This window comes from Nocardia sp. NPDC051756, from assembly GCF_040681495.1.
Taxonomy (GTDB): domain Bacteria; phylum Actinomycetota; class Actinomycetes; order Mycobacteriales; family Mycobacteriaceae; genus Nocardia.
In genome coordinates this window covers 648,907-668,227 of the sequence record NZ_JBFAYV010000004.1, presented here as the reverse complement: position 1 = coordinate 668,227, position 19,321 = coordinate 648,907, and the positions used below count along the sequence as shown (strand labels likewise).

Below are 19,321 nucleotides of genomic sequence, written 5' to 3'. Positions count from 1 at the left end.
CAGAGGTCGGGTTTACAGATCGAGCACCAGTCGCCCACCGGGCGAACGGGATACGCAGACGAGCATCTCGCCGGCCTCGTGTTCGGCCGCGGTGAGCACGGTTTCGCGATGCTCCGGTTCGCCGGACAGCACCCGCACCTTGCAGGTGCGGCAGAAGCCTTGGCGGCACGAGTAAGGGCGATCCGGGCGGGTCTCCAGGATGGTGTCGAGCGCGGAGCGATCCGCTGCCACCTCGACCACCTCGCCGGTGGAGGCGAACTGGATCTCGAACGGCACGCCGTTCACGATCGGCGGTGGCGAGAACCGCTCGGAATGCAGTTCAACGCCGGGCATTTCGCGTATCGCGGCGGCGACGGCGGTGGTCATCGGCACGGGTCCGCAACAGTAGACCGCGGTGTCGGCGGCGACGCCGGGCAGCAACGCGGCGGCGTCGGGCAGGCCGTGCTCGTCGTCGGTGCGCACGGTGACCCGGTCACCGAATCCGGCGATCTCGTCGAGGAACGGAATGGTGTCCCGGTTACGGCCGGTGTAGACCATCGACCAGTCGATCCCGAGCCGCTGCGCCAGCCGCGCCATCGGCAGGATCGGCGTGATCCCGATGCCGCCGGCGATGAAATGCAAACGGGCAGCGGGTGATCCGTGGCCCGGCACGGCGAACGGGAAGGCATTGCGTGGCCCGCGCACGGTGAGTGGCGCGCCGACCGGAAGCCCGTCGTGCACCTCAACGGATCCCCCAAGTCCGTCCAGAATGCGCCGCACCGCAACGCGATACGCGCGCGTGTCGGCCGGATCGCCGCACAGCGAATACTGCCGCAACCGTCCCGAGGGCAGTTCCAGATCCAGGTGCGCGCCGGCCCGCCACGGCGGCAGCTCCCGCCGGTCCGGCGCCTCCAGTCGCAGGCTCACCACGTCCTGGTCGTGCGCCTCGATCCGCCGCTCGGTCACCACCAGCGCCAGCCGATGATCGTCCACCCGCGGCGTGAGGTCACGCCGGTTGATCATGGTGGTCCAGCGCAGCCGGGCCGACGCGACCGCGTCGAGCACCCGCACCGCCCGGTCTTGATCACGCTTGCCGAACAGATCCGCGGGGAACCGTTCGGGCACGGGACGCAGGTTCACCACCGCACCTCCCGCACGCCGCACTGCCCCCGATTCACGACGCAATCGCTTGCGCGGCAGGTGACTTCGCGAGGTAGGCCACCGCCTGCGCGGTGGACCCGACCGAGCCGGGGTTGTAGCCGGGCTTGAACGTGGTCAGCGCACTCCACAGCAGCGACGGCACGCCGGGTAGCGCGCCCCGCCACATCGCGCCGAACACCCGCTTGATCAGCCGCGGGTAACCGAGATCGGGCAGGTCGGGGTCCTGGTGCACCATGAACTTCGTCCCGCGCACCACCAGCGTGATGAAGGTCGGGAAGACGAACATCATCACCGCCGCGCGCCGCACATAGCCCGCGCCGAAGTACACCGCGACGTCGTGCGCCACATGCCGGTGCTCGACCTCTTCCGCGCCGTGCCAGCGGAACAGGTCCGCGATGCGCGGCTCGGCGTCGAACTTCTCCAGGTCCGCGTTCAGCACCCAGTCGCCGAGGTAGGCGAAGAAATGCTCGAGGCAGGCGATCACCGCGAGCCGCTCGACCAGCGTCTGCCGCTCCGCGATCCCCTCGATGTCCCTGGGGCCCAGCGTCTTCCGGAACAGGTATTCGGCTTGGCGCACATAGGGTTCCGGGTCGATGCCGTGCGCGGCGAGCACCTCGGTGAGCACCTTGTCGTGCGTTTCGGCGTGCATGGACTCCTGGCCGATGAAGCCGAGCATGGCCTCGCGCAGCTTCTCGTCCTTCACGAACGGCAGCGCCTCGGTGTAGGCGGCGCAGAACATGCGCTCGCCCTCGGGCAGCAGCAGATTCAGCGAATTGATCAGGTGCGAGGCGATCGGCTCTTCGGGCATCCAGTGTAGCGGCGCATCCGCCCACTGGAACTGCACGTTGCGCGCGTGCAGCGCGACCTCGCCCGGATCGATGTCCGGTCGTCGCTCACCTCTACGAAGTAGCTTCATCGGTACTCCTCTCACGACTGCGTCGTCGCGCGCCTTCCTGCATGGCCGTAGCAATCATCATACACATACATGAAACCCTCGGTTACATAAAGATCTGTAGCAGCACAAATTGCACACATGGCCACATGAACAGCGCAAACGGCCGCCGGATGTGCCGCACCCAATAGCGTTAGCCCGCTTGACAATAGAGCGCACCACTGTGACCCACCTCGCGCCCGTTCAACCAAAAACTAGAACGCGTTCTAGTACGCTTTGGCTATGGAGCGACTAACCGGATTGGATGCCAGCTTTCTCTACTTGGAAACCGGGACCCAGCACCTGCACGTGTGTGCGCTGCTGATCCTCGATCCCAGCTCAGGGGACTATTCATTCGAGAAATTCAAGGCCGAACTCGGCCGGCGGCTACCCCTGATCCCGCAGATGCGCCGCCGCGTCTACGAGGTGCCGTTCAACCTCGATCACCCGGTCTGGGTCGAGGATCGGAACTTCGACCTGGACTATCACATTCGGCGCATCGGCATCGCCGCCCCGGCCGGTCGGCGGGAGCTGGCCGAGCTGGTCGGCGACATCGCCAGCCGCCCGATGGACCGCGACCGCCCGCTCTGGGAGATGTCGGTGGTCGAGGGCCTCGACGACGGCAAGGTCGCGGTGATCTGCAAGTACCACCACGCCGCGGTGGACGGCATCACCGGCACGAACATGATGATGCACCTGTGCGACCTGGAGCCGAACGCGGCCAAGACCCCGCCCGCCGAGGAATGGCGGCCGGAGTCGAGCCCGAACGACTGGCAGCTGCTGGCCAAGGCCGTGGTCAAGTTCCCGACCAAGGCGGGCATCGTCGGCATGGTGCCGAAGACCCTCGGCATGGTGGCCGGCTTCGCGAACCGGCGGCGTAACGACAAGGCGGGCATGGCGTTGCCGTTCTCCGCGCCGCGCACCCCGTTCAACCTGGCCATCACCCCGCATCGCGCGGTCGCGTTCACCGAGGCCGAACTCGGCGCGATCAAGGAGATCAAGTCCGCGTTCGGGGTGAAGATCAACGATGTGGTGCTGACCATCGTCGCCGGCGTGCTGCGCGCGTATCTGGAGAAGCACGACGAGCTGCCGGACCGTTCATTGGTCGCGTCGGTGCCGGTCTCGGTGCACGAATCGACCAGGCACACCGCGGGCATCAATAAGGTGTCCACGCTGTTCGCCCGGCTCGGCACCGATATCGCGGACCCGGTCGAACGCCTGCGACAGGTGGCCGAGGACAACCGCGGCGCGAAGGCCGAACACGATCTGATCGGCGCGGACTTCCTCCAGGACTGGTCGAAGTACGCGCCGCCGAACACCTTTCAGCTCGCGGCGCGGGTGTACTCGTCGCTGAAGCTGGCCGAGCGGCATCCGGTGGTGCACAACCTGGTGGTCTCGAACGTGCCCGGCCCGCCGATGCCGCTGTACTTCCTCGGCGTGCGGGTGGACGGAATGTATCCGTTCGGCCCGGTCTTTCACGGCGCGGGACTCACGGTGACCGTGATCTCCAACAACGACGACCTGGACTTCGGCTTCATCGCCTGCAAGGAGCTGGTGCCCGACATCAGCGAGCTCGCCGACGCGGTGCCCCATGTGGTGGACGAATTGCTCACCGCCGCACGAAAACTAGGCTGATCGATCAGGCCCTGTTCGCCATTGCCGCCGAACAGCGCCTCACAATCTCGCGGCGACCGCCGCGCAGGCGTCGAGCAGCGCGGGCACGAACAGATCCGCCTCCAGCACGCAGGCCGCATGCCCGCCCTTGAGCAGATGAATGCTCGCGCCGGGAATCAGGGTCGCCATCTCCAACTGCCGATAGACCGGGATCGCCCGGTCCTGCGTCGTGATGACCACCGCGGTCGGCATTTTCAAGGTGCACAGCCAGTCCGTCGCGTCGAACCGGCCGACCTCGCCGATCACCTGGGTGATCGCCCAGCCACTGGTACTGCGCAACTCGGTGAGCGCCCATCGATCCAATCGGCCCGGCGCCCAGGCGATTTCCGGCAGCTCCGGCAGCCGGCCGGCCAATTCCACGGTGCGCCGGAAGGAATACGGCCCGACCGCGTCGGCGAACGCCCCGAAGGCTCGATGAAACGCGCGCTCGCGCCACTTCTCCTGGAACCGATACGGCGTGGAGCACAACACGAGCCCGCTCACCCGATCCGGATGCCGATGCGCGGCAGCCAGACTCACCACTCCGCCGAGCGAATACCCCGCGCAGACGGCCTGTTCCACGCCGAGCGCGTCGAGCACCGCGACCACGTCGTCGGCGCAGTCGTTCACCGAGAAGCGGGCGGAACGAATCCCGCGACCATGCCAGCGCTGATCGAACAGGATCACCCGATAGCGCTCGGACAGCGCCGCCAGCGCCGGAAACCAGTTCAGGTAGGCGGTACATCCGGTGCCGTGCAACAGGACCAGCGCAGGCGCACCCGCCGGCCCGCCGGTATCGACCACATACGTGCGGCCCCGCCCGGGCAGCTCGACCAGCCGCCCGCCGGGCACCTCGGCGATATCCGGCACCCGCCTGGCGAAACGCCGCAGCGCCGCCGAGGATCGTGAGTTCGTCATCGCGCGCCTCCCGCGTATCGCGGACAGAATTAGAACGTGTTCTACACACGATGATGCCACAGCGCGCTACCGGCAACGGCGGGATGCGCTTACGCCAGGGCGCGGACGATCGATTCGGCGATGCAGGCAGGCTTGTCCGAGCCTTCTCCTTCGATGACCGTCGCGATCACGACCTGAAGCCCGCCGGGCACCTCATCCACCGTCACGATCGTGGCCTGACCGCGAATGCGCGACCCGGCCGGCACCGGCGACGGAAACCGAACCTTGTTGAGGCCGTAGTTGATCCGCGCACCGGCGTCGGAGATCTCGAAGATCTCCCGCATGATCGCCGGGAGCAGCGACAACGTCAGGTATCCGTGCGCGATGGTGGTGCCGTACGGCCCCGCGGCCGCGCGCTCCGGATCGACGTGGATCCATTGCCGATCCTCGGTCGCCTCGGCGAAGGCGGTGATACGGTCCTGGCCGATCTCGATCCAGCCGCTCACGCCGAGGTCGGTGCCCGCGGCATTGCGCAGCGATTCCATGGTGAAGACGGTGGGCTCGCTCATGCGAGAAACCCTAAAACGAACTCCCCGCCCCGGCCAGCCGATTGAGAAAAGCAGCAATCGCTGTCTGAGACAATGTAGACTGAGGGTGCTCGCGGCGCGGAATCAGAAACCGCCTCCCGCGCCGCGGGCGTGGCGATCACCAGCCTTTCGGCCGATCCGCGTGCGCCTTACCGCCGATCATGTTGCCGCCCTTGTCCACCGCGGCACGAACCCGCTTCCCGAAGTTCTCGTATCGACCCGGAAACGCGTACGCGCCGCCGAGACGCAGCACCGCACCGAGCAAGCGCGGCGGCACGTAGCGGGCCAGCGAGACCAGCTGCACATCCGGCCCGGCCACCGCCATCCGCTTACCGCGCAGCATGCCGTCCACCGCCCGTTCGGCGGTCGCCTTCGCCTCGTGGAAGACCGGCAGCCGCCAGGCCCAGTCCGGCAGGAACCTCGACTCCTCGATGCCGAATGCCAACGGCGTCTTCGTCATTCCGGGAATGAAGGTGGTGCAGGAGACGCCGCTCCCCCGCAGTTCCGCGTGCAGCGCGGTCGAGACAGTAGATGACGAACGATTTCGCCGCCGAATACGACGCCAGATACGGCAGCGGCGCGACACCGGCCGGCGACGAGACGTTGAGAAACGCCCCCGCACCGCGCTCGGTCATCCCGGGCAGGAACGCGCCGGTCAAGTGGTGCAGCGCGCTGACGCTGACGTCGACGAGGATGCGCTCACGATCGAGCCCCAATTCGTCGAACCGCCCGACCGAGATCAACCCCGCGACGTTCGCGACGCCGACCACCGCCCGCGGGCCGTCGAGCACCTGCCGCACAAAGTCTTGCCGGGCAACGGCATCCGTGAGATCGAGCCGGAACACCTCGACGTCGACCCCGTGCCCGCGCGCCTCGTCGGCGGTCTCCTTCACCGAGTCCTGCACATCGGCCAGCACCAGGTGGTAACCGAGCTGGGCGAGCCGCAACGCGACCTCCCGGCCGATTCCGGATGCGGCGCCGGTGACGACGACAGCTGTGCCGTCGGCGGGAGGCGGCAGTGCCATGGGAACTCCTCGGGTAAATCGGGCTCGACCCACCCAGACTACAGTGTCCCAGACAGTTGGACTGTCCGATATGGCACGATCGACCCCGAGGCCAACACTCGATTCGACGTACTTTCTGTAACGCGTTCCAGTACGTTGGCGTGGACGGACGAAAAACGGAGGTGCCTCGATGGGGCGGTTGACCGGCAAGGTGGCATTGATCAGCGGCGGTGCCCGCGGCATGGGCGCGGCGCACGCCAAAGCCATGGTGGCCGAGGACGCTCGCGTGGTGCTCGGTGATGTGCTCGACGACGAAGGCGCCGCGGTCGCCAAGGAACTCGGGGACGCCGCCGCCTACGTGCACCTCGACGTGCGCGAGCCGGCCGACTGGCAGGGCGCGGTCGCCGACGCGGTGCAGCGCTTCGGATCGCTGAATGTGCTGGTCAACAACGCGGGCATCGCCAACGGCAACCTGCTCGTCGACTTCGAACTGGCCGAATGGCAGCGGATCATCGACATCAACCTCACCGGCACATTCCTCGGCATGCAGGCCGTCACCCCGGCGATGACCGAGGCGGGCGGCGGCTCGATCATCAACATCTCCTCCGTCGAAGGCCTGCGCGGCAGCCCCGGTCTGCACGGCTACGTCGCGACCAAGTTCGCCGTGCGCGGCCTGACCAAGTCGACGGCACTCGAGTTGGCGCAGCACAACATTCGGGTCAACTCGGTACACCCCGGCCTGATCACCACGCCGATGACCGAGGGCATTCCCGCGGACTTCCTCCAGATCCCGCTGGGCCGCGCGGCGGACCCGTCCGAGGTGGCCGCGCTGATCACCTTCCTGGCCAGCGACGAATCGTCCTATTCGACCGGCGCCGAATTCGTCATCGACGGCGGCCTCACCGTCGGCATCCCGCACAAGACCTTCGACTAGACCTCAGTCGCCGTAGTGATGCGGCAGGTCGCGGGTCAGCACCAGCGCGAGCACCGGCAGCGCCATCAGCGCGAGGCAGGCGATCACGTTGATCCACTTGTAGGCCACGACGATCGCCGCGAACTCGCGCAGTATCGCCGAGGGCAGGTAGTAGAACGCGGTCTTGGCGCCGGTCACCTCGGCGTCGAGGTCCAGGCGCCGGGCCAGGATCGCCGTGCGCAGGATGTGGAAGTTGCTGGTCACCAGCACCATTCGGGTGGACTCGCCGCGCTCGCCCAGTAATCGCTTGGTGTAGAGCAGGTTCTCCCGCGTGGTGGTCGAACGATCCTCCAGCACAACGCTGTCGGCGGGCACGCCCTGATCGACCAGGTAGCCCGCCATCGCCGAGGCCTCGGAGACCGCCTCGTCGGAACCCTTTCCGCCGCTGGTGATCAGCAGCGGCCGCCGCCCCGCCGCGAGTTCGGCGCGATACACCTCGATGGCCCGATCCAGGCGGCTCGCCAGCAGCGGCGGCACCCGCGCGCCGACCAGCCCGGAGCCGTGCACGACGATCGCGTCCATGCCCGGCCGATAGGGCAACGCCCCGTAGAACAGCGAATACAGCAGGAAACTGGCGAACAGGAATCCGACGTAGCTCACCGCCATCGTCCCGGACGCCAAAATCACGATGGACCAGATATCGCCGGTGAAAATCGCCACCGCGAGCAACACGTACGGCACCAGCAGCACGACGCCGAGCACGAGCGGCAGCAGGTTCGCGATCCGCAGCCCTTCGCGCCGAATCATCTGCCCGCCGTTGACCATCAGCAACCCGGCGAGCACCAGCACGAGCAACGGTGACAACAGCACGAGCAGCCCGGCCAGCACCACCGGCAGGTCGCCCTGGGCGCCGGAACCGATCACCCACACACCGGTGAAAGCCAAGCCGAGCAGCAGAAACACCCCGTTGCTCAGCCGTCGCCGATCGCTGCGGAACCTCAGCAGGAAGACACCGAGCAAGACCAGGCCGACCACGAGCAGCATCACCGAACCACCGTAACCGGCGCATCGGCAACCGGGCGGCGATGCCACGCCGCCTGCACTCCGATCGACCGCCTCGCACGGCGCGGCTCCCTCCCCGCTTTCCCTTTGTCCCATATCGTGTCGCTCGTCCGAATACCGGCCGGGCGATTATTCGCGGCCGCCCTTCGGATTATTCGACTTTCGACACGCCCAACAATCCCCGTGAATGTCGTGATGAATGGGAGTCGCTCATCGCCATGCTTCGACACATCCGCCCCGCGCTCGCCGTTGTCGCCCTGCTGATATCGGTCGCACACGTGGCCGTCGTGCCGGGTACCGCTGCGGCACAACCGATCTACCCCAGGCCGGACCCCGATCCCTTCTACGCGGCGCCGCCCGACCTGGATCGGTTCGCCCCCGGTGACGTGTTGGCCGTGCGCCCGATGCCGCCGCTGCTCGGCTTTCCCGGCACCGCCGTCACGATGATCAAGTTCCGCTCCACCAATTCGGCGGGCAATCCGATCGCGGCCACCACCACCGTGCTGACCCCGCACGACCACGCACCCGGCGGCCCGCTGCTGTCCTACCAGCACATCATCAACGGCCTCGGCACCCAGTGCGCCGTGTCCCGGGTGCTCTACACCGGCGATCCGAATCTCGCTGTGCGCGAAGCGCCCGCGCTCAACACGGTGCTGTTGCGCGGCTGGACGGTGGCGCTGCCCGATCATCTCGGACCGACCAGCGCCTATGGGGCGGCGAAGCTGGGCGGCATGATCACCCTGGACGGAATTCGGGCGGCCCGCAGGGTCAACGAGCTCGGCCTGGCGAAGAGCCCGGTCGCGATGTTCGGCTACTCCGGCGGCGGCATGGCCACCGGCTGGGCGGCCGCGCTGGCCCCGACCTACGCGCCGGAACTCGACATCGTCGGCGCGGCCGAGGGCGGCGTCCCGATGAATCTGGTGAAGATGACCGAGGGCCTCGGTTACTCCAGGCATCCGGCGTTCGGGCTGGCCCTGGCGGCGGCCATCGGCCTCGAGCGGGAATACCCGACGCGGTTGCCGATCAGCGACAACCTCAACGATTTCGGCCGGGCCACCCGCGACCAGATCGCCAACGGCTGCACCAACGAGATCTTGGCGGCCGGCGCCGGGCACAACGTCCTGGACGTGGCCAGTTCCACCTCGCTGGCCGACGACCCGAGCGCCCGTTCCGTGCTCGAGGAGAACAGCCTGGAGCTCTACGCCGGCGTGCCGAAAATGCCGATCTACCAGTGGCGTTCAACGGAGGACGTGCTGATTCCGGTGGCCTCGATCGACAACACCGTGCGGCGCTACTGCGCGGCGGGCGTGCGGGTGCAGTCGGAGCTGATTCCGAGCCCGGACCACCTGACCACCGCCGTGCTCGGCGCACCTGCCGCAGTGTCCTGGATCGAGGACCGGTTCCGCGGCCTTCCCGCACCGAACGACTGCTGATCACCCCGAAGGCACCCACCATCGGGTCGCGGGCCGCCGCCGCGCCCCGATGGTGGGACCTAAGGTGGGGGCATGGTCACGATCATCGGCGGTGGAATCGCGGGGACGTTGCTGGCTGGGGCACTCGCGCGGGAGCAACGAGCGGTCACGGTCTACGAGAGCCAGCCGACCGTCGGCGCGGGACACTTTCTGGCACTGGATGATCGGGCGCATGCCGCGCTGACCCGGCTCGGCGTCGGGATCGACCGGCTGCACAAAGCGTCGCATCGGCTGACCGAGCTGCGCGCGGCCGACCGGACGGGGGTGATCCGCGGCGACGCCCGCACCGAACGCCGGCTGTACCTGCGCGCCGACCTCATGCGCGCGCTGACCGAATTCGCCACCGACACAACGGCGGACATCCGCTTCGGCACCCCGGTCACCGAGCTGAACAGCACCGAAGGAACGCTCTTCAGCGGAGCGAATCCGGTTCCGGCCGACGACGTGATCATCGCCGCCGACGGCATCGACTCGCTTGCCCGACGCACCCTCGAACCCGACCGCAATGCCGAATACTCCGGGCAGATCATCATTTACGGCATCACCACCAGGCCGATCCAGCCGAACACCGACCCGTCCGTCCTGCATTTCCACCGGCAATTCGACGACGACGGCCGACCGGTCAGCACCTTCGGGCACTTCTGGAACGACCAGATCTCGGTATGGTTCACCCGCCTGACGCGCGGGCCACTCGCCTTGCAGGACATAGGATCTCAGCCACTGGATGGCTGGACGGAGCCGATCCTGGCGGGTGCCACCGCCATCCCCGAACTCGTCGAAACCATGCTGGCTGCCACCGACACCGTGCACGTCTCCAACGCACGCACCGTGCCACTCGCCGACGCACGTCCCCCGCAGACTCCCGTAATCCTGTGCGGCGACGCGGATCACGCCATCACACCGGCCGCGGGCGTCGGCGCGCGCGATGCCATCGAGGACGTCGCGGCGCTCGCCGAAGCCATCATCTCCGGCAGTTCACCGGCCGCGGCGATGACCGAACGACGACGCCAGATCCTCGACGAGCGAGCTAAAGTCGCCCAAATGTTCCGCAGCGCAACATAAATCGGCGGCGCGGGGGCGAAAGATCGTCCCCGCGCCGCCGCAAGCTCTGGCGACTTAAGATTCCTTGCCGCTCTCGTAGGCACTCTGGCGAGCCTCGTTCAGGGTGGCCTCGGCGCGAGCCTTCTCCGCCTCGGCTTCCTTCTTGGCGGCCTCACGCTCGGACTCGGCCTTGTCCTGCTGGGCGCGGCCCTCGCTCTTCAGGCCTTCATTGCCGGTGATGATGCCGGCCGCTTCCTTGGCCTTGCCCTTGACGTCCTCGACGACGCCCTCGACTGCCTCGCGCGGTCCGCTGTCGTGCTTGGTCATGACTACTCCTCCAACTAGGGGTGTGGGCGGTCATTCGCCGCATACCCGGCCCCTCTGCCGCCAATCAGCACGGGACACGATGCGAGCTGTGTCTCCCGTCACGCCCATGGCGCAGCCAACCCCGTTCGCGCCGAACAACACTCGACATCGGCCTGCCGGCAACATTCGAGTTTCCGCTGCCGGATCGCGGATCTCGCTCGTTTACGGGACTAGAACGGGTCCGTCGCCGTGCGAACCAAGGGGTTTCGACGTCACATCGACGGACCCGCGAACAACAGTCCCAGGGCCAGCAGCGTCATCACCACGGCGATGCCGGAATCCAGCACCCGCCAAGCGACGGGACGGGCGAATAGCGGGCCGAGCCGGCGCGCCCCGTAGCCGAGGGCGGTGAACCAGACGATGCTGCCGAGCATCGCGCCCGCACCGAGAAACCAGCGGTCGGGGCTCGTGTAGGTATTGGCGAAGGAGCCGAGCAGCACCACGGTGTCCAGATAGACGTGCGGGTTCAGCCAGGTCAGCGCGAGCGAGGTGGCGATCGTGGCGCCGAGCGCGACGGTCGCGCCCGTGGACCCGGCGGTGAGCGCCGACGCCGCGAACGCCCGCCGGGCCGCGAGGACCGCGTAGCCGAGCAGGAACGCGGCACCCGCGTACCGCACCACCGTGACCACCTCGGGCACCGATTGCACCACCACCCCGAAGCCGCCGACGCCCGCGCCGATCAGCACCATGTCCGACAGCGCGCACACCGCGACCACCGCGAAGACGTGCTGTCCGCGCACCCCCTGACGCAGCACGAACGCGTTCTGCGCCCCGATGGCCACGATCAGCGAGAGCCCGAAACCGAGTCCGGACAGCGCCGCCAGGGCGGCCGAGGAGACTTCCATACCCATCGACGCTAGGGACGGCATTATCTCCAGGCAAACTAAAGTTTCTGCACTACCATTACGATTCCTTAACATGGATCTTCAGTTGGATCAGCTCCGCGCGCTGAATGCGGCGGTCACCGAGGGCACGTTCGATGCCGCGGCCAAGCGCCTGCGGATCACCCCGTCCGCGGTCAGCCAGCGGATCAAAGCGCTGGAGGACGCCGCCGGTCGCGTCTTGGTCCAGCGCACAAAACCGGTGTGCGCCACCGAATCCGGGCTCGCCGTGCTGCGGCTGGCCAGACAGATCGAACTGCTGACCGGCGATACCGCGCACGAACTCGGCGACGCGGATCGCCCGGCCCGGCTGCCCATCGCGGTCAACGCCGATTCACTGGAAACCTGGGTGATGCCCGCCCTCGCCGCGGCGCCGGCCGGCATCAGTTTCGAAATTCACCGCGAGGACGAGGAACACACCACCCGGCTGCTCCGCGACGGCACCGTCATGGCGGCGATCACCGCTACTTCCACCCCGGTGCAGGGCTGCAAAGTCGAACGGCTCGGCGCGATGCGCTATCGGCCGATGGCCGAACCGCGATTCGCGCGCACCTGGTTCGGTGACGGCGCGACCGCCAAGGCATACGCGGCGGCGCCCGTGGTGTTATTCGACCGCAAAGACGATCTGCAAGACCGTCACCTGCGCCGCCGCAGTCGCCAACCACTCGATCCGCCGCGGCATTACGTCCCCTCTTCGGCCGGATTCCTTGCCGCGGTTCGGCTCGGATTGGGCTGGGGCATGTTGCCGGACCTGCAAACTCACAATTTTCGAAGCACCGAGCTGGTGGCCGTCGACGGCGAGGCATTCATCGATGTCCCGCTGTACTGGCAGCAATGGCGGCTCGACTCACCGGCATTGAGCGCGGTCGCCTCGTCGATAGCCGCGACCGCCGCAGAATCGCTGCGCTGAGTACCGGGTATCGGATGGGCGTGCACTTGATCGTGCAGCCTCGCGCATTCGCGCTCGCAAGCGCGCTAAGCACTTCTGCGCCACAGTACTTTTCTCCTCGCCGAGTTCGATGCGATACGGTATTAGTATTCCGAGCAATTACTCGTGACTACGCGAAGGACGCATCCCATGGCCAAGAAAGTCACCGTCACCCTCGTCGACGACTACGACGGCAAGTCGAAAGCGAATGAAACAGTTCAATTTTCGATCGATGGCGTGGCCTACGAGATCGATCTGTCCACCAAGAACGCGGGCAAGCTGCGCGTCACTCTGGAGCCGTGGGCGGAAAAGGCGCGCAAGACCGGACGGCTGAAGCGGAAAGGAACCGGCAAAGCAACCTCCGCGACCGATCGCGAGCAAACAGCCGCGATCCGCGAATGGGCCAGGAAGCACGGGCACAACGTATCGACCCGTGGCCGCATCCCGGCCGACATTGTCGCGGCATATAACAACGCGAACTAGCACAACCGCGCCGATTTGTCCCTCGGCTCGACATATTGCCAGTTCATGGCGGTCGCCGCGGACTTCGGGCAGGCGTTGTCCGGCGGCGGGACCGCGAGGGTCAGCCGAGTTCGTCTGTAGAATTCCGGGTTCGGCGGCCGGAGTTCGACCGGCGCGGACTCGGACAGGACGGGGTGTGTGGCGATGCGCGTGCGAAAGCTGACCGCTCGGTCGGCAATTCTGAGTGCGTTGCTCGGCGCGCATCCGGCCGAGGCGCCGGTGAGCTGGATAGTTTCGGTCGCCGAGGAACTCGGACTGCAACAATCGGCCGCACGGGTCGCGCTGACCCGGATGGTCGCCATGGGTGATCTGGAACGCGCGAACGGTGTGTATCGGCTCTCCGACCGGTTGATCGAGCGGCAGCGCAGGCAGGACGCCGCGGTGAGTCCCGTGGTGAAAGCCTGGGACGGCGAATGGTTTCTGGCGGTGGTGACCGCCGTCGGCGACGACGCGCCTGCTCGGACCGCCTTCCGCGACACCATGCGCAGCCGCAGGCTCGGCGAATTACGCGAGGGCGTATGGACCCGGCCCGCGAACATCGAGATAGTTCTCGGGCCGGATGCCAGTCGGCGAGTTTCCGTGTTCACCGCCGCGCCGCAGGAATCACCGGCGCAACTGGCGGAAACCCTTTTCGCGCCCCAACTTTGGGCGCGCGACGCGGAGCGGCTGCTGCGCGAGTTCGCGAGTTCTTCCTCGATGCGGGAGCGGTTCGAGGTGGCGGCCGCGGCGGTGCGGCATATTCTCGACGACCCCTTGCTCCCCGATCCACTGCTCCCCGCCGACTGGCCCGGGTTGCGCCTGCGCGCCGAATACGCGGCGTTCCGAACCGAATTCATGGGATTCGCGGAACAGCTGCTCGTCACGTCGGATGTCTAATCGCTATCGATGAACTGGGCCGGTCGGTATCAGTTACCCGGCTTGGGTGTCGCGCGCTGAATGATCGCGGCCGTATCGATACCTGTCGGTAGCGTGCCGAAAACATCGCCGTGTTCGCCGCCGAGCCGGCTGACGGTGAACGCGTCCGCGACCGCCGGATGGCCGTAGCGAACAAGCAGCGACGCCTGAAGTACCTGCGCCATATCGCCGACGATCCGGCGAGCCCGATGCTGGATGGTGTCGAAGTCGCCGAATTGCTGTTCGAGCCGGACGATCGCGGCATCGAGGTGCGGGTCGGCGCCCGCGGCGCGTTTGACTTCGTCGAAAAAGGCGCCGAGGGTTTCCGGCTGTTTGGCCATCGCGCGCAACGTATCCAGCGCGGCGACATTGCCCGATCCCTCCCAGACCGACATCAACGGCGCTTCCCGATAGAGCCGCGGCATCCGCGATTCTTCGACATAACCGTTGCCGCCCAAGCATTCCAGCGCCTCCGCGGCATGGATCGGGCCGCGTTTGCACACATAGTATTTGCTGACCGCCAACGAGATTCGGCGCAACTGGTCGGCACCGTCTTCGCCGGCCGTCGCCCGGTCGGTGAGATCGGCCAGCCACAGTGCCACCGTGGTCGCCGCCTCCGCCTCGATCGCCAAATCGGCCAGCACATTTCGCATCAACGGCTGATCGGCCAGCGTCGCGCCGAATGCGCTGCGGTGCGCGGCATGATGGGCGGCCGCGGCGACGCCGGTGCGCATCGCGGTGGCGGTGCCGATGGTGCAATCCAGGCGGGTCAGGTTGACCATTTCGATGATGGTCGGCACGCCGCGGCCCTCGTCGCCGACCAGCCAGCCGACGGTGTTGTCGTATTCGACCTCGCTGCTGGCATTGGAGTGATTGCCGAGTTTGTCCTTGAGCCGTTGCAGCGCAAAGGTATTGCGGGTGCCGTCGGGCAGCACGCGGGGAACGAAGAAACAGGAAAGACCGCCGGGCGCTTGGGCGAGGACCAGGAATACGTCCGACATCGGCGCGGAGGTGAACCACTTGTGCCCGGTGATCCGATACGTTCCGTCGGACGTCCGGGTCGCGGTGGTGGTATTGGCCCGAACATCGGAGCCGCCTTGCTTTTCCGTCATCGACATCCCGGCGATGAGGCCGCGCTTGGTCAGCGGCGCGCGCAGCACCGGGTCGTATTCCTTTGCGCAGAGCAAGGATTCGTATTGCGCGGCGAGTTCCGGGGCGACGCGCAACGCGGGGACGACGGCATAGGTCATCGAGATCGGGCAGCCGTGGCCCGCGTCGACCGGGCCCCACACGCTCAATTTCGCGGCGCGGGTCAGGTGCGGGTTCGGCCGGGTGTCCGCCCAAACCGCGGCGTGCAGGCCGAAGCCGACCGCGTGGGTCATCAATCGGTGATAACTCGGGTCGTAGACGACCTCGTCGACCCGGTTGCCGTAACGATCGTGCGTCTTCAAGGTCGGCGGGTGGGCCTCGGCGAGGTCACCGAGCTCGATGGCTTCGGCGCTGCCGGCCAACCTGCCGATCTCGTGCAACTCGTCGAGCGCGTGGTCGGCGCCCGCGCGGTGCAGCGCCTCGAGCAGCACCGGCTGCTCGGCGGCGTCGTAGTCGACGAGCGGGGGAACTTGGTTCGTTACCGCGTGGGTGGCCATGATTCAGTATTACAGTGGTTCGTCAATTGACACAAGTATGTAATATCAGTGCGAAGCACGCCCCGACGTAGTCAGGAAACCCTGTTGTCAGACTTCGAGAATCATTCCGGCACCCGCCCGGCCGCGTGGTACGAGGGACTCACCGAAGCCCCGGACTCGCCGTGGGCGGACCGCACGCCGCCCCCGGCGGACATCAGCTACCGCACGCTGACCTACGAGGTCACCGACCGGATCGCGCGGATCACCTTCAACCGGCCCGAACACGGCAATGCGATCACCGCCGACACTCCGATCGAACTCGCACACGCCGTGGAGCGGGCCGATCTCGATCCGCGCGTGCACGTGATGGTGGTTTCCGGGCGGGGCAAGGGTTTCTGCGGCGGATATGACCTGTCGATCTTCGCCGAGAGCTCGTTCGATCCCGGCGCGGGCGCGAGTTCGCCCACCGGCACCGTGCTGGATCCGGTGGTACAGGCCCGCAATCACAATCCCTGGGGCACCTGGGATCCGATGGTCGACTACGCGATGATGAGCCGGTTCAACCGCGGCTTCGCCAGCTTGCTGCACGCGAACAAGCCGACGGTCGCCAAGCTGCACGGCTTCGCCGTCGCCGGCGGCACCGATATCGCGCTGTATGCCGACCAGATCATCTGCGCCGACGACACCAAGATCGGGTATCCGCCCACCCGGGTCTGGGGCATTCCGGCGGCGGGCATGTGGGCGCATCGTCTCGGCGATCAGCGGGCCAAGCGGCTGCTGTTCACCGGTGACTGCCTGTCCGGCAAGCAGGCCGAGGAGTGGGGGCTCGCGGTGGAATCCACGCCCGCCGACGAGCTCGACGAGCGCACCGAGGCCCTGCTCGAACGTATTGCGCGGATGCCGATCAATCAGCTCGTCATGGCCAAGCTGGCGCTCAACAGCGCGTTGCTGGCGCAGGGAGTGGCGAACTCCGGCATGATCAGCACCGTTTTCGACGGCATCTCCCGGCACACCCGGGAGGGTTACGCGTTCCAATTGCGTTCGGCGACTGCCGGTTTCCGCGAAGCGGTGCGGGAGCGCGACGAGCCGTACGGCGACTGGAAGCGGGCGCAGTTCGAGAAGTAGGTTCAGTCGGCAGGCGAGGCCCACCACGACGACATCTTGTGCCATCGCCTTCGACTCCCTGGAATTCTCGAAGCACGGTCGCGAATCACCGGACGGCACAGCACCGTTCGGACGATGACGGCGAGCGTGCACAAAGTGACGGCGACAATGCCCATGGGGACCCCGCTGCCTCCACCGAGCCCGACCAGCGGCGCCACCACGGCGCCGAACAGGAACTGCGTGCACCCGAGCACGGCCGAGGCGCTACCCGCGGTCGCGCCGTGCGCTTCGAGCGCGAGCGCGGTGGCGTTCGGCATGATGAACCCGATCGAGGACACCAGGAGGAACAACGCGGGCACCAGGAACCACAGCCCGACGCTGCCCTGCGCGACCACGACGAGCACCGCGAGGCCGCCGAGCGCCAAGCCGAGCAGACCGATATCCAGCAGCCTGCGCGGACTGCTCCTATTCAACAGCCGCGCGTTGGCGGCATTGGCGACCAGGATTCCCGCTCCGTTGATTGCGAAGAATACGCTGAACAACTGCGGCGACGCCCGGTACACCTCTTGGAATACGAAAGACGACGCGGAGATATAGGCGACCATCGCACCGAAAGACAATCCGACAACAAGCGCATAACCGACAAATGACCGGTCCCGCACCACTTGCCGCATATCGTGGCCCATCATCACGATTCCGCCGCCCCGACGATGATCGACCGGCAAGGTCTCGGGCACCCAGCGATAAGCGAGCGCCAGAAACACCACGCCCAGCCCGGCGAGCACCATAAACACGCCCCGCCAGTCCACGAATCGCAACAACTGCCCGCCGATGACCGGCGCGATGATGGGCGCGACGCCGTTGACGGCGAGCAGGATCGAGAAGGCCTTACCGGCCGCGGCCCCCTGGTACACGTCGCGCACGACGGCGAACGAAATGACGATCCCCGCCGCCCCCGCGAGCCCTTGCAGCAGCCGGAACAGGTCGAACACCAGCACATTCGGCGCCATCGCACACAGCAGCGAGGTGGCGCAGAACAGCACCATGCCCGCGATCAACGGCCCGCGCCGCCCGCGCGCGTCACTGATCGGGCCGATCAGTAGCTGACCGAACGCGAGCCCGATCAGGCAGGCGGTGAGCGAGGATTGCACCCCCGACTGGGATGTGTGCAAGGCCGCGGCGGTTTGCGGCAGGCTGGGCAGATAAAGGTCGGTGGTGACCGGACCGAATGCGGACAGCGCGCCGAGTACCGCGATCAGCCGAATACTGCGCAGGCCGCTGTCGGCACTCTGTTCGAGAGTGCCGGCGCCCACGTCTTCCACTTCGATATCCACGACGAACCTCCCTGGCCCTCCAGCGAGGCTCGCTCCAACGTATTTAATCCCCCATGACCCCCTTGGTCGAAAAGTGTACGGAGATCTGCTTCAACTCTCGGTGAACTGTCTATGGATTAAGCGAGCGATCTCTATGACGGGTGTCACGGGTAATAGGTCGAAGCGGACTGCCTATTTCGAGTCCTGGTTTGCCCGGAACGCACCGGGGGTGTGTCCGAGAGTGCGACGGTAGACCTCGATGAACGCGCTGGCGGTCGCCCAGCCGCACCGATGCGCGACGACGGTGACCGGCACCTGTTCGGCGAGCAGTTGCATGGCGTTGTGCAGGCGCAATTGGGTGCGCCACTGCGGGTAGGTCATGCCGAGTTCGGTGCGGAACAGGCGGGTCAGCGTTCGTTCGCCGGCCCCGACCTCGCGGCCGAGCCCGGCCAGCGTCCACACCTCGGTGAGGTCGGCTTCGACCAGCGCGCAAGCCCTTCGGAGTCGCTCGTCGCGGGCGGCGGGCAGCCGTAGCGGTTGTTCGGGGCTGCGGCGCAGTTGATCGAGCAGCACCTGGCGCAGCAGCACCAGTTCGGTGTCGGGCAGGTCTTCGGACGTCGAGCAGGTGATGATGAGCTCGCGGACCAGGGGCAATGCCGCGAGGACCGACGGCGTGGTCCAGCCGGGCGCCAGGTCGGGCGGAAAGCCCACCGTGTGGAAGCGCGTCGGGCCGTAGAAGTGATGTTCGTGCCAGCTGCCCGCGGGGATCCAGATCGCCCGGTCCGCAGGCGCGATCCAGCTGCCCGCGTCGGTCCGGACCTCGGCCACCCCGGAACTCGGATACACCACCTGATGGTCGGCGTGCCGATGCCGGTGAATGCGCGCTCCCCCGGCAAGCGTCTTCACCACGGTGGAGTCCTGGCTGAAGATCGACATAATCAGGCAGTTTATCGGAAGCCTGCTGCCTCGTGCCGTCCATAGGCTGCTG

The 19,321-nt window shown here is 67.0% G+C and carries 20 protein-coding genes; 8 read left to right on the top strand and 12 right to left on the bottom strand.

Features of this window, described 5'->3' with window-relative positions; genetic code table 11:
• Positions 1–12: 12 nt before the first annotated feature.
• Both AB0M22_RS20020 and AB0M22_RS20015 read right to left on the bottom strand, forming a co-directional pair.
• Complete coding sequence (locus AB0M22_RS20020) at positions 13–1,002, bottom strand: PDR/VanB family oxidoreductase (protein WP_364729832.1); 990 nt, start codon at positions 1,000–1,002, stop codon at positions 13–15.
• Positions 1,003–1,153: 151 nt separating this feature from the next.
• Positions 1,154–2,056 (bottom strand): metal-dependent hydrolase, encoded by a 903-nt coding sequence (locus AB0M22_RS20015; protein WP_364728549.1) that lies wholly within the window; start codon positions 2,054–2,056, stop codon positions 1,154–1,156.
• A 258-nt stretch (positions 2,057–2,314) separates the two neighbouring features.
• On the opposite strand from AB0M22_RS20015, the gene AB0M22_RS20010 reads away from it, so the two are divergent.
• Positions 2,315–3,706, top strand: coding sequence for a wax ester/triacylglycerol synthase family O-acyltransferase (locus AB0M22_RS20010; protein WP_364728546.1), 1,392 nt, complete (start codon positions 2,315–2,317; stop codon positions 3,704–3,706).
• 39 nt (positions 3,707–3,745) lie between these two features.
• Here AB0M22_RS20010 and AB0M22_RS20005 read toward each other — a convergent pair whose 3' ends face one another.
• The 4 genes from AB0M22_RS20005 to AB0M22_RS19990 all read right to left on the bottom strand — a co-directional run bounded on the left by AB0M22_RS20005 (position 3,746) and on the right by AB0M22_RS19990 (position 6,233).
• A complete protein-coding gene (locus AB0M22_RS20005; protein WP_364728544.1) occupies positions 3,746–4,642 on the bottom strand; it encodes an alpha/beta hydrolase in 897 nt (298 codons plus the stop codon).
• Between the two features lie 89 nt (positions 4,643–4,731).
• On the bottom strand, positions 4,732–5,190 hold the full coding sequence (locus tag AB0M22_RS20000) for a MaoC family dehydratase (protein WP_364728542.1): 459 nt from the start codon (positions 5,188–5,190) through the stop codon (positions 4,732–4,734).
• A 136-nt stretch (positions 5,191–5,326) separates the two neighbouring features.
• A complete protein-coding gene (locus AB0M22_RS19995; RefSeq protein WP_364728539.1) occupies positions 5,327–5,551 on the bottom strand; it encodes a hypothetical protein in 225 nt (74 codons plus the stop codon).
• Entirely contained in the window at positions 5,538–6,233 is a 696-nt protein-coding gene (locus AB0M22_RS19990) for an SDR family NAD(P)-dependent oxidoreductase (protein WP_364728537.1), read from the bottom strand. Before AB0M22_RS19990 ends, AB0M22_RS19995 begins: the two co-directional genes overlap by 14 nt.
• Before the next feature lie 169 nt (positions 6,234–6,402).
• Between AB0M22_RS19990 and AB0M22_RS19985 the strand changes: the two genes are divergently transcribed.
• Positions 6,403–7,146 carry a glucose 1-dehydrogenase gene (locus tag AB0M22_RS19985; RefSeq protein WP_364728534.1) on the top strand — a complete coding sequence of 248 codons (744 nt, stop codon included), beginning with the start codon at positions 6,403–6,405 and terminating at the stop codon, positions 7,144–7,146.
• Between the two features lie 3 nt (positions 7,147–7,149).
• Here the strand turns inward: AB0M22_RS19985 and AB0M22_RS19980 are convergent, their stop codons facing one another.
• Positions 7,150–8,169 (bottom strand): YdcF family protein, encoded by a 1,020-nt coding sequence (locus AB0M22_RS19980; protein WP_364729829.1) that lies wholly within the window; start codon positions 8,167–8,169, stop codon positions 7,150–7,152.
• A 236-nt stretch (positions 8,170–8,405) separates the two neighbouring features.
• Between AB0M22_RS19980 and AB0M22_RS19975 the strand changes: the two genes are divergently transcribed.
• On the top strand, positions 8,406–9,620 hold the full coding sequence (locus AB0M22_RS19975; protein ID WP_364728531.1) for a lipase family protein: 1,215 nt from the start codon (positions 8,406–8,408) through the stop codon (positions 9,618–9,620).
• 72 nt (positions 9,621–9,692) lie between these two features.
• A complete protein-coding gene (locus AB0M22_RS19970) occupies positions 9,693–10,721 on the top strand; it encodes an FAD-dependent monooxygenase (RefSeq protein ID WP_364728528.1) in 1,029 nt (342 codons plus the stop codon).
• Between the two features lie 54 nt (positions 10,722–10,775).
• On the opposite strand, the gene AB0M22_RS19965 is transcribed toward AB0M22_RS19970, so the two are convergent.
• Together AB0M22_RS19965 and AB0M22_RS19960 are read right to left on the bottom strand one after the other, a co-directional pair.
• Entirely contained in the window at positions 10,776–11,027 is a 252-nt protein-coding gene (locus tag AB0M22_RS19965) for a CsbD family protein (RefSeq protein WP_150406395.1), read from the bottom strand.
• A gap of 251 nt (positions 11,028–11,278) precedes the next feature.
• Positions 11,279–11,911, bottom strand: a complete 633-nt coding sequence (locus tag AB0M22_RS19960; RefSeq protein WP_364728524.1) for a LysE/ArgO family amino acid transporter — start codon at positions 11,909–11,911, stop codon at positions 11,279–11,281.
• 73 nt (positions 11,912–11,984) lie between these two features.
• Between AB0M22_RS19960 and AB0M22_RS19955 the strand changes: the two genes are divergently transcribed.
• From AB0M22_RS19955 to AB0M22_RS19945, 3 genes are all read left to right on the top strand, one after another.
• Entirely contained in the window at positions 11,985–12,857 is an 873-nt protein-coding gene (locus AB0M22_RS19955) for a LysR family transcriptional regulator ArgP (protein ID WP_364728522.1), read from the top strand.
• A gap of 168 nt (positions 12,858–13,025) precedes the next feature.
• Entirely contained in the window at positions 13,026–13,358 is a 333-nt protein-coding gene (locus AB0M22_RS19950) for an Lsr2 family protein (RefSeq protein ID WP_150406398.1), read from the top strand.
• Between the two features lie 189 nt (positions 13,359–13,547).
• Positions 13,548–14,273: a PaaX family transcriptional regulator C-terminal domain-containing protein gene (locus tag AB0M22_RS19945; RefSeq protein WP_364729826.1), complete on the top strand. Its 726-nt coding sequence runs from the start codon at positions 13,548–13,550 to the stop codon at positions 14,271–14,273.
• Between the two features lie 29 nt (positions 14,274–14,302).
• On the opposite strand, the gene AB0M22_RS19940 is transcribed toward AB0M22_RS19945, so the two are convergent.
• Positions 14,303–15,940: an acyl-CoA dehydrogenase family protein gene (locus AB0M22_RS19940; RefSeq protein WP_364729823.1), complete on the bottom strand. Its 1,638-nt coding sequence runs from the start codon at positions 15,938–15,940 to the stop codon at positions 14,303–14,305.
• Between the two features lie 81 nt (positions 15,941–16,021).
• Here AB0M22_RS19940 and AB0M22_RS19935 point away from each other — a divergent pair, with 81 nt between their 5' ends.
• Positions 16,022–17,041 carry a crotonase/enoyl-CoA hydratase family protein gene (locus tag AB0M22_RS19935; RefSeq protein WP_364728518.1) on the top strand — a complete coding sequence of 340 codons (1,020 nt, stop codon included), beginning with the start codon at positions 16,022–16,024 and terminating at the stop codon, positions 17,039–17,041.
• A 2-nt stretch (positions 17,042–17,043) separates the two neighbouring features.
• On the opposite strand, the gene AB0M22_RS19930 is transcribed toward AB0M22_RS19935, so the two are convergent.
• Positions 17,044–18,354 carry a multidrug effflux MFS transporter gene (locus AB0M22_RS19930; protein WP_364728516.1) on the bottom strand — a complete coding sequence of 437 codons (1,311 nt, stop codon included), beginning with the start codon at positions 18,352–18,354 and terminating at the stop codon, positions 17,044–17,046.
• Positions 18,355–18,525: 171 nt separating this feature from the next.
• Positions 18,526–19,269 (bottom strand): helix-turn-helix transcriptional regulator, encoded by a 744-nt coding sequence (locus AB0M22_RS19925; protein WP_364728513.1) that lies wholly within the window; start codon positions 19,267–19,269, stop codon positions 18,526–18,528.
• Between the last annotated feature and the right edge of the window lie 52 nt (positions 19,270–19,321).

What these genes read in the sequence shown, in the direction of transcription:
- AB0M22_RS20000 (WP_364728542.1), bottom strand. Translation starts at nt 5,190, where the DNA reads ATGAGCGAGCCCACCGTCTTCACCATGGAATCGCTGCGCAATGCCGCG.
- AB0M22_RS19990 (WP_364728537.1), bottom strand. Translation starts at nt 6,233, where the DNA reads ATGGCACTGCCGCCTCCCGCCGACGGCACAGCTGTCGTCGTCACCGGC.
- AB0M22_RS19960 (WP_364728524.1), bottom strand. Translation starts at nt 11,911, where the DNA reads ATGGAAGTCTCCTCGGCCGCCCTGGCGGCGCTGTCCGGACTCGGTTTC.
- AB0M22_RS19955 (WP_364728522.1), top strand. Translation starts at nt 11,985, where the DNA reads ATGGATCTTCAGTTGGATCAGCTCCGCGCGCTGAATGCGGCGGTCACC.
- AB0M22_RS19970 (WP_364728528.1), top strand. Translation starts at nt 9,693, where the DNA reads ATGGTCACGATCATCGGCGGTGGAATCGCGGGGACGTTGCTGGCTGGG.
- AB0M22_RS20010 (WP_364728546.1), top strand. Translation starts at nt 2,315, where the DNA reads ATGGAGCGACTAACCGGATTGGATGCCAGCTTTCTCTACTTGGAAACC.
- AB0M22_RS19975 (WP_364728531.1), top strand. Translation starts at nt 8,406, where the DNA reads ATGCTTCGACACATCCGCCCCGCGCTCGCCGTTGTCGCCCTGCTGATA.
- AB0M22_RS19985 (WP_364728534.1), top strand. Translation starts at nt 6,403, where the DNA reads ATGGGGCGGTTGACCGGCAAGGTGGCATTGATCAGCGGCGGTGCCCGC.
- AB0M22_RS19925 (WP_364728513.1), bottom strand. Translation starts at nt 19,269, where the DNA reads ATGTCGATCTTCAGCCAGGACTCCACCGTGGTGAAGACGCTTGCCGGG.
- AB0M22_RS19995 (WP_364728539.1), bottom strand. Translation starts at nt 5,551, where the DNA reads ATGCTGCGCGGTAAGCGGATGGCGGTGGCCGGGCCGGATGTGCAGCTG.
- AB0M22_RS19950 (WP_150406398.1), top strand. Translation starts at nt 13,026, where the DNA reads ATGGCCAAGAAAGTCACCGTCACCCTCGTCGACGACTACGACGGCAAG.
- AB0M22_RS19980 (WP_364729829.1), bottom strand. Translation starts at nt 8,169, where the DNA reads ATGCTGCTCGTGGTCGGCCTGGTCTTGCTCGGTGTCTTCCTGCTGAGG.
- AB0M22_RS19965 (WP_150406395.1), bottom strand. Translation starts at nt 11,027, where the DNA reads ATGACCAAGCACGACAGCGGACCGCGCGAGGCAGTCGAGGGCGTCGTC.
- AB0M22_RS20005 (WP_364728544.1), bottom strand. Translation starts at nt 4,642, where the DNA reads ATGACGAACTCACGATCCTCGGCGGCGCTGCGGCGTTTCGCCAGGCGG.
- AB0M22_RS20015 (WP_364728549.1), bottom strand. Translation starts at nt 2,056, where the DNA reads ATGAAGCTACTTCGTAGAGGTGAGCGACGACCGGACATCGATCCGGGC.
- AB0M22_RS20020 (WP_364729832.1), bottom strand. Translation starts at nt 1,002, where the DNA reads ATGATCAACCGGCGTGACCTCACGCCGCGGGTGGACGATCATCGGCTG.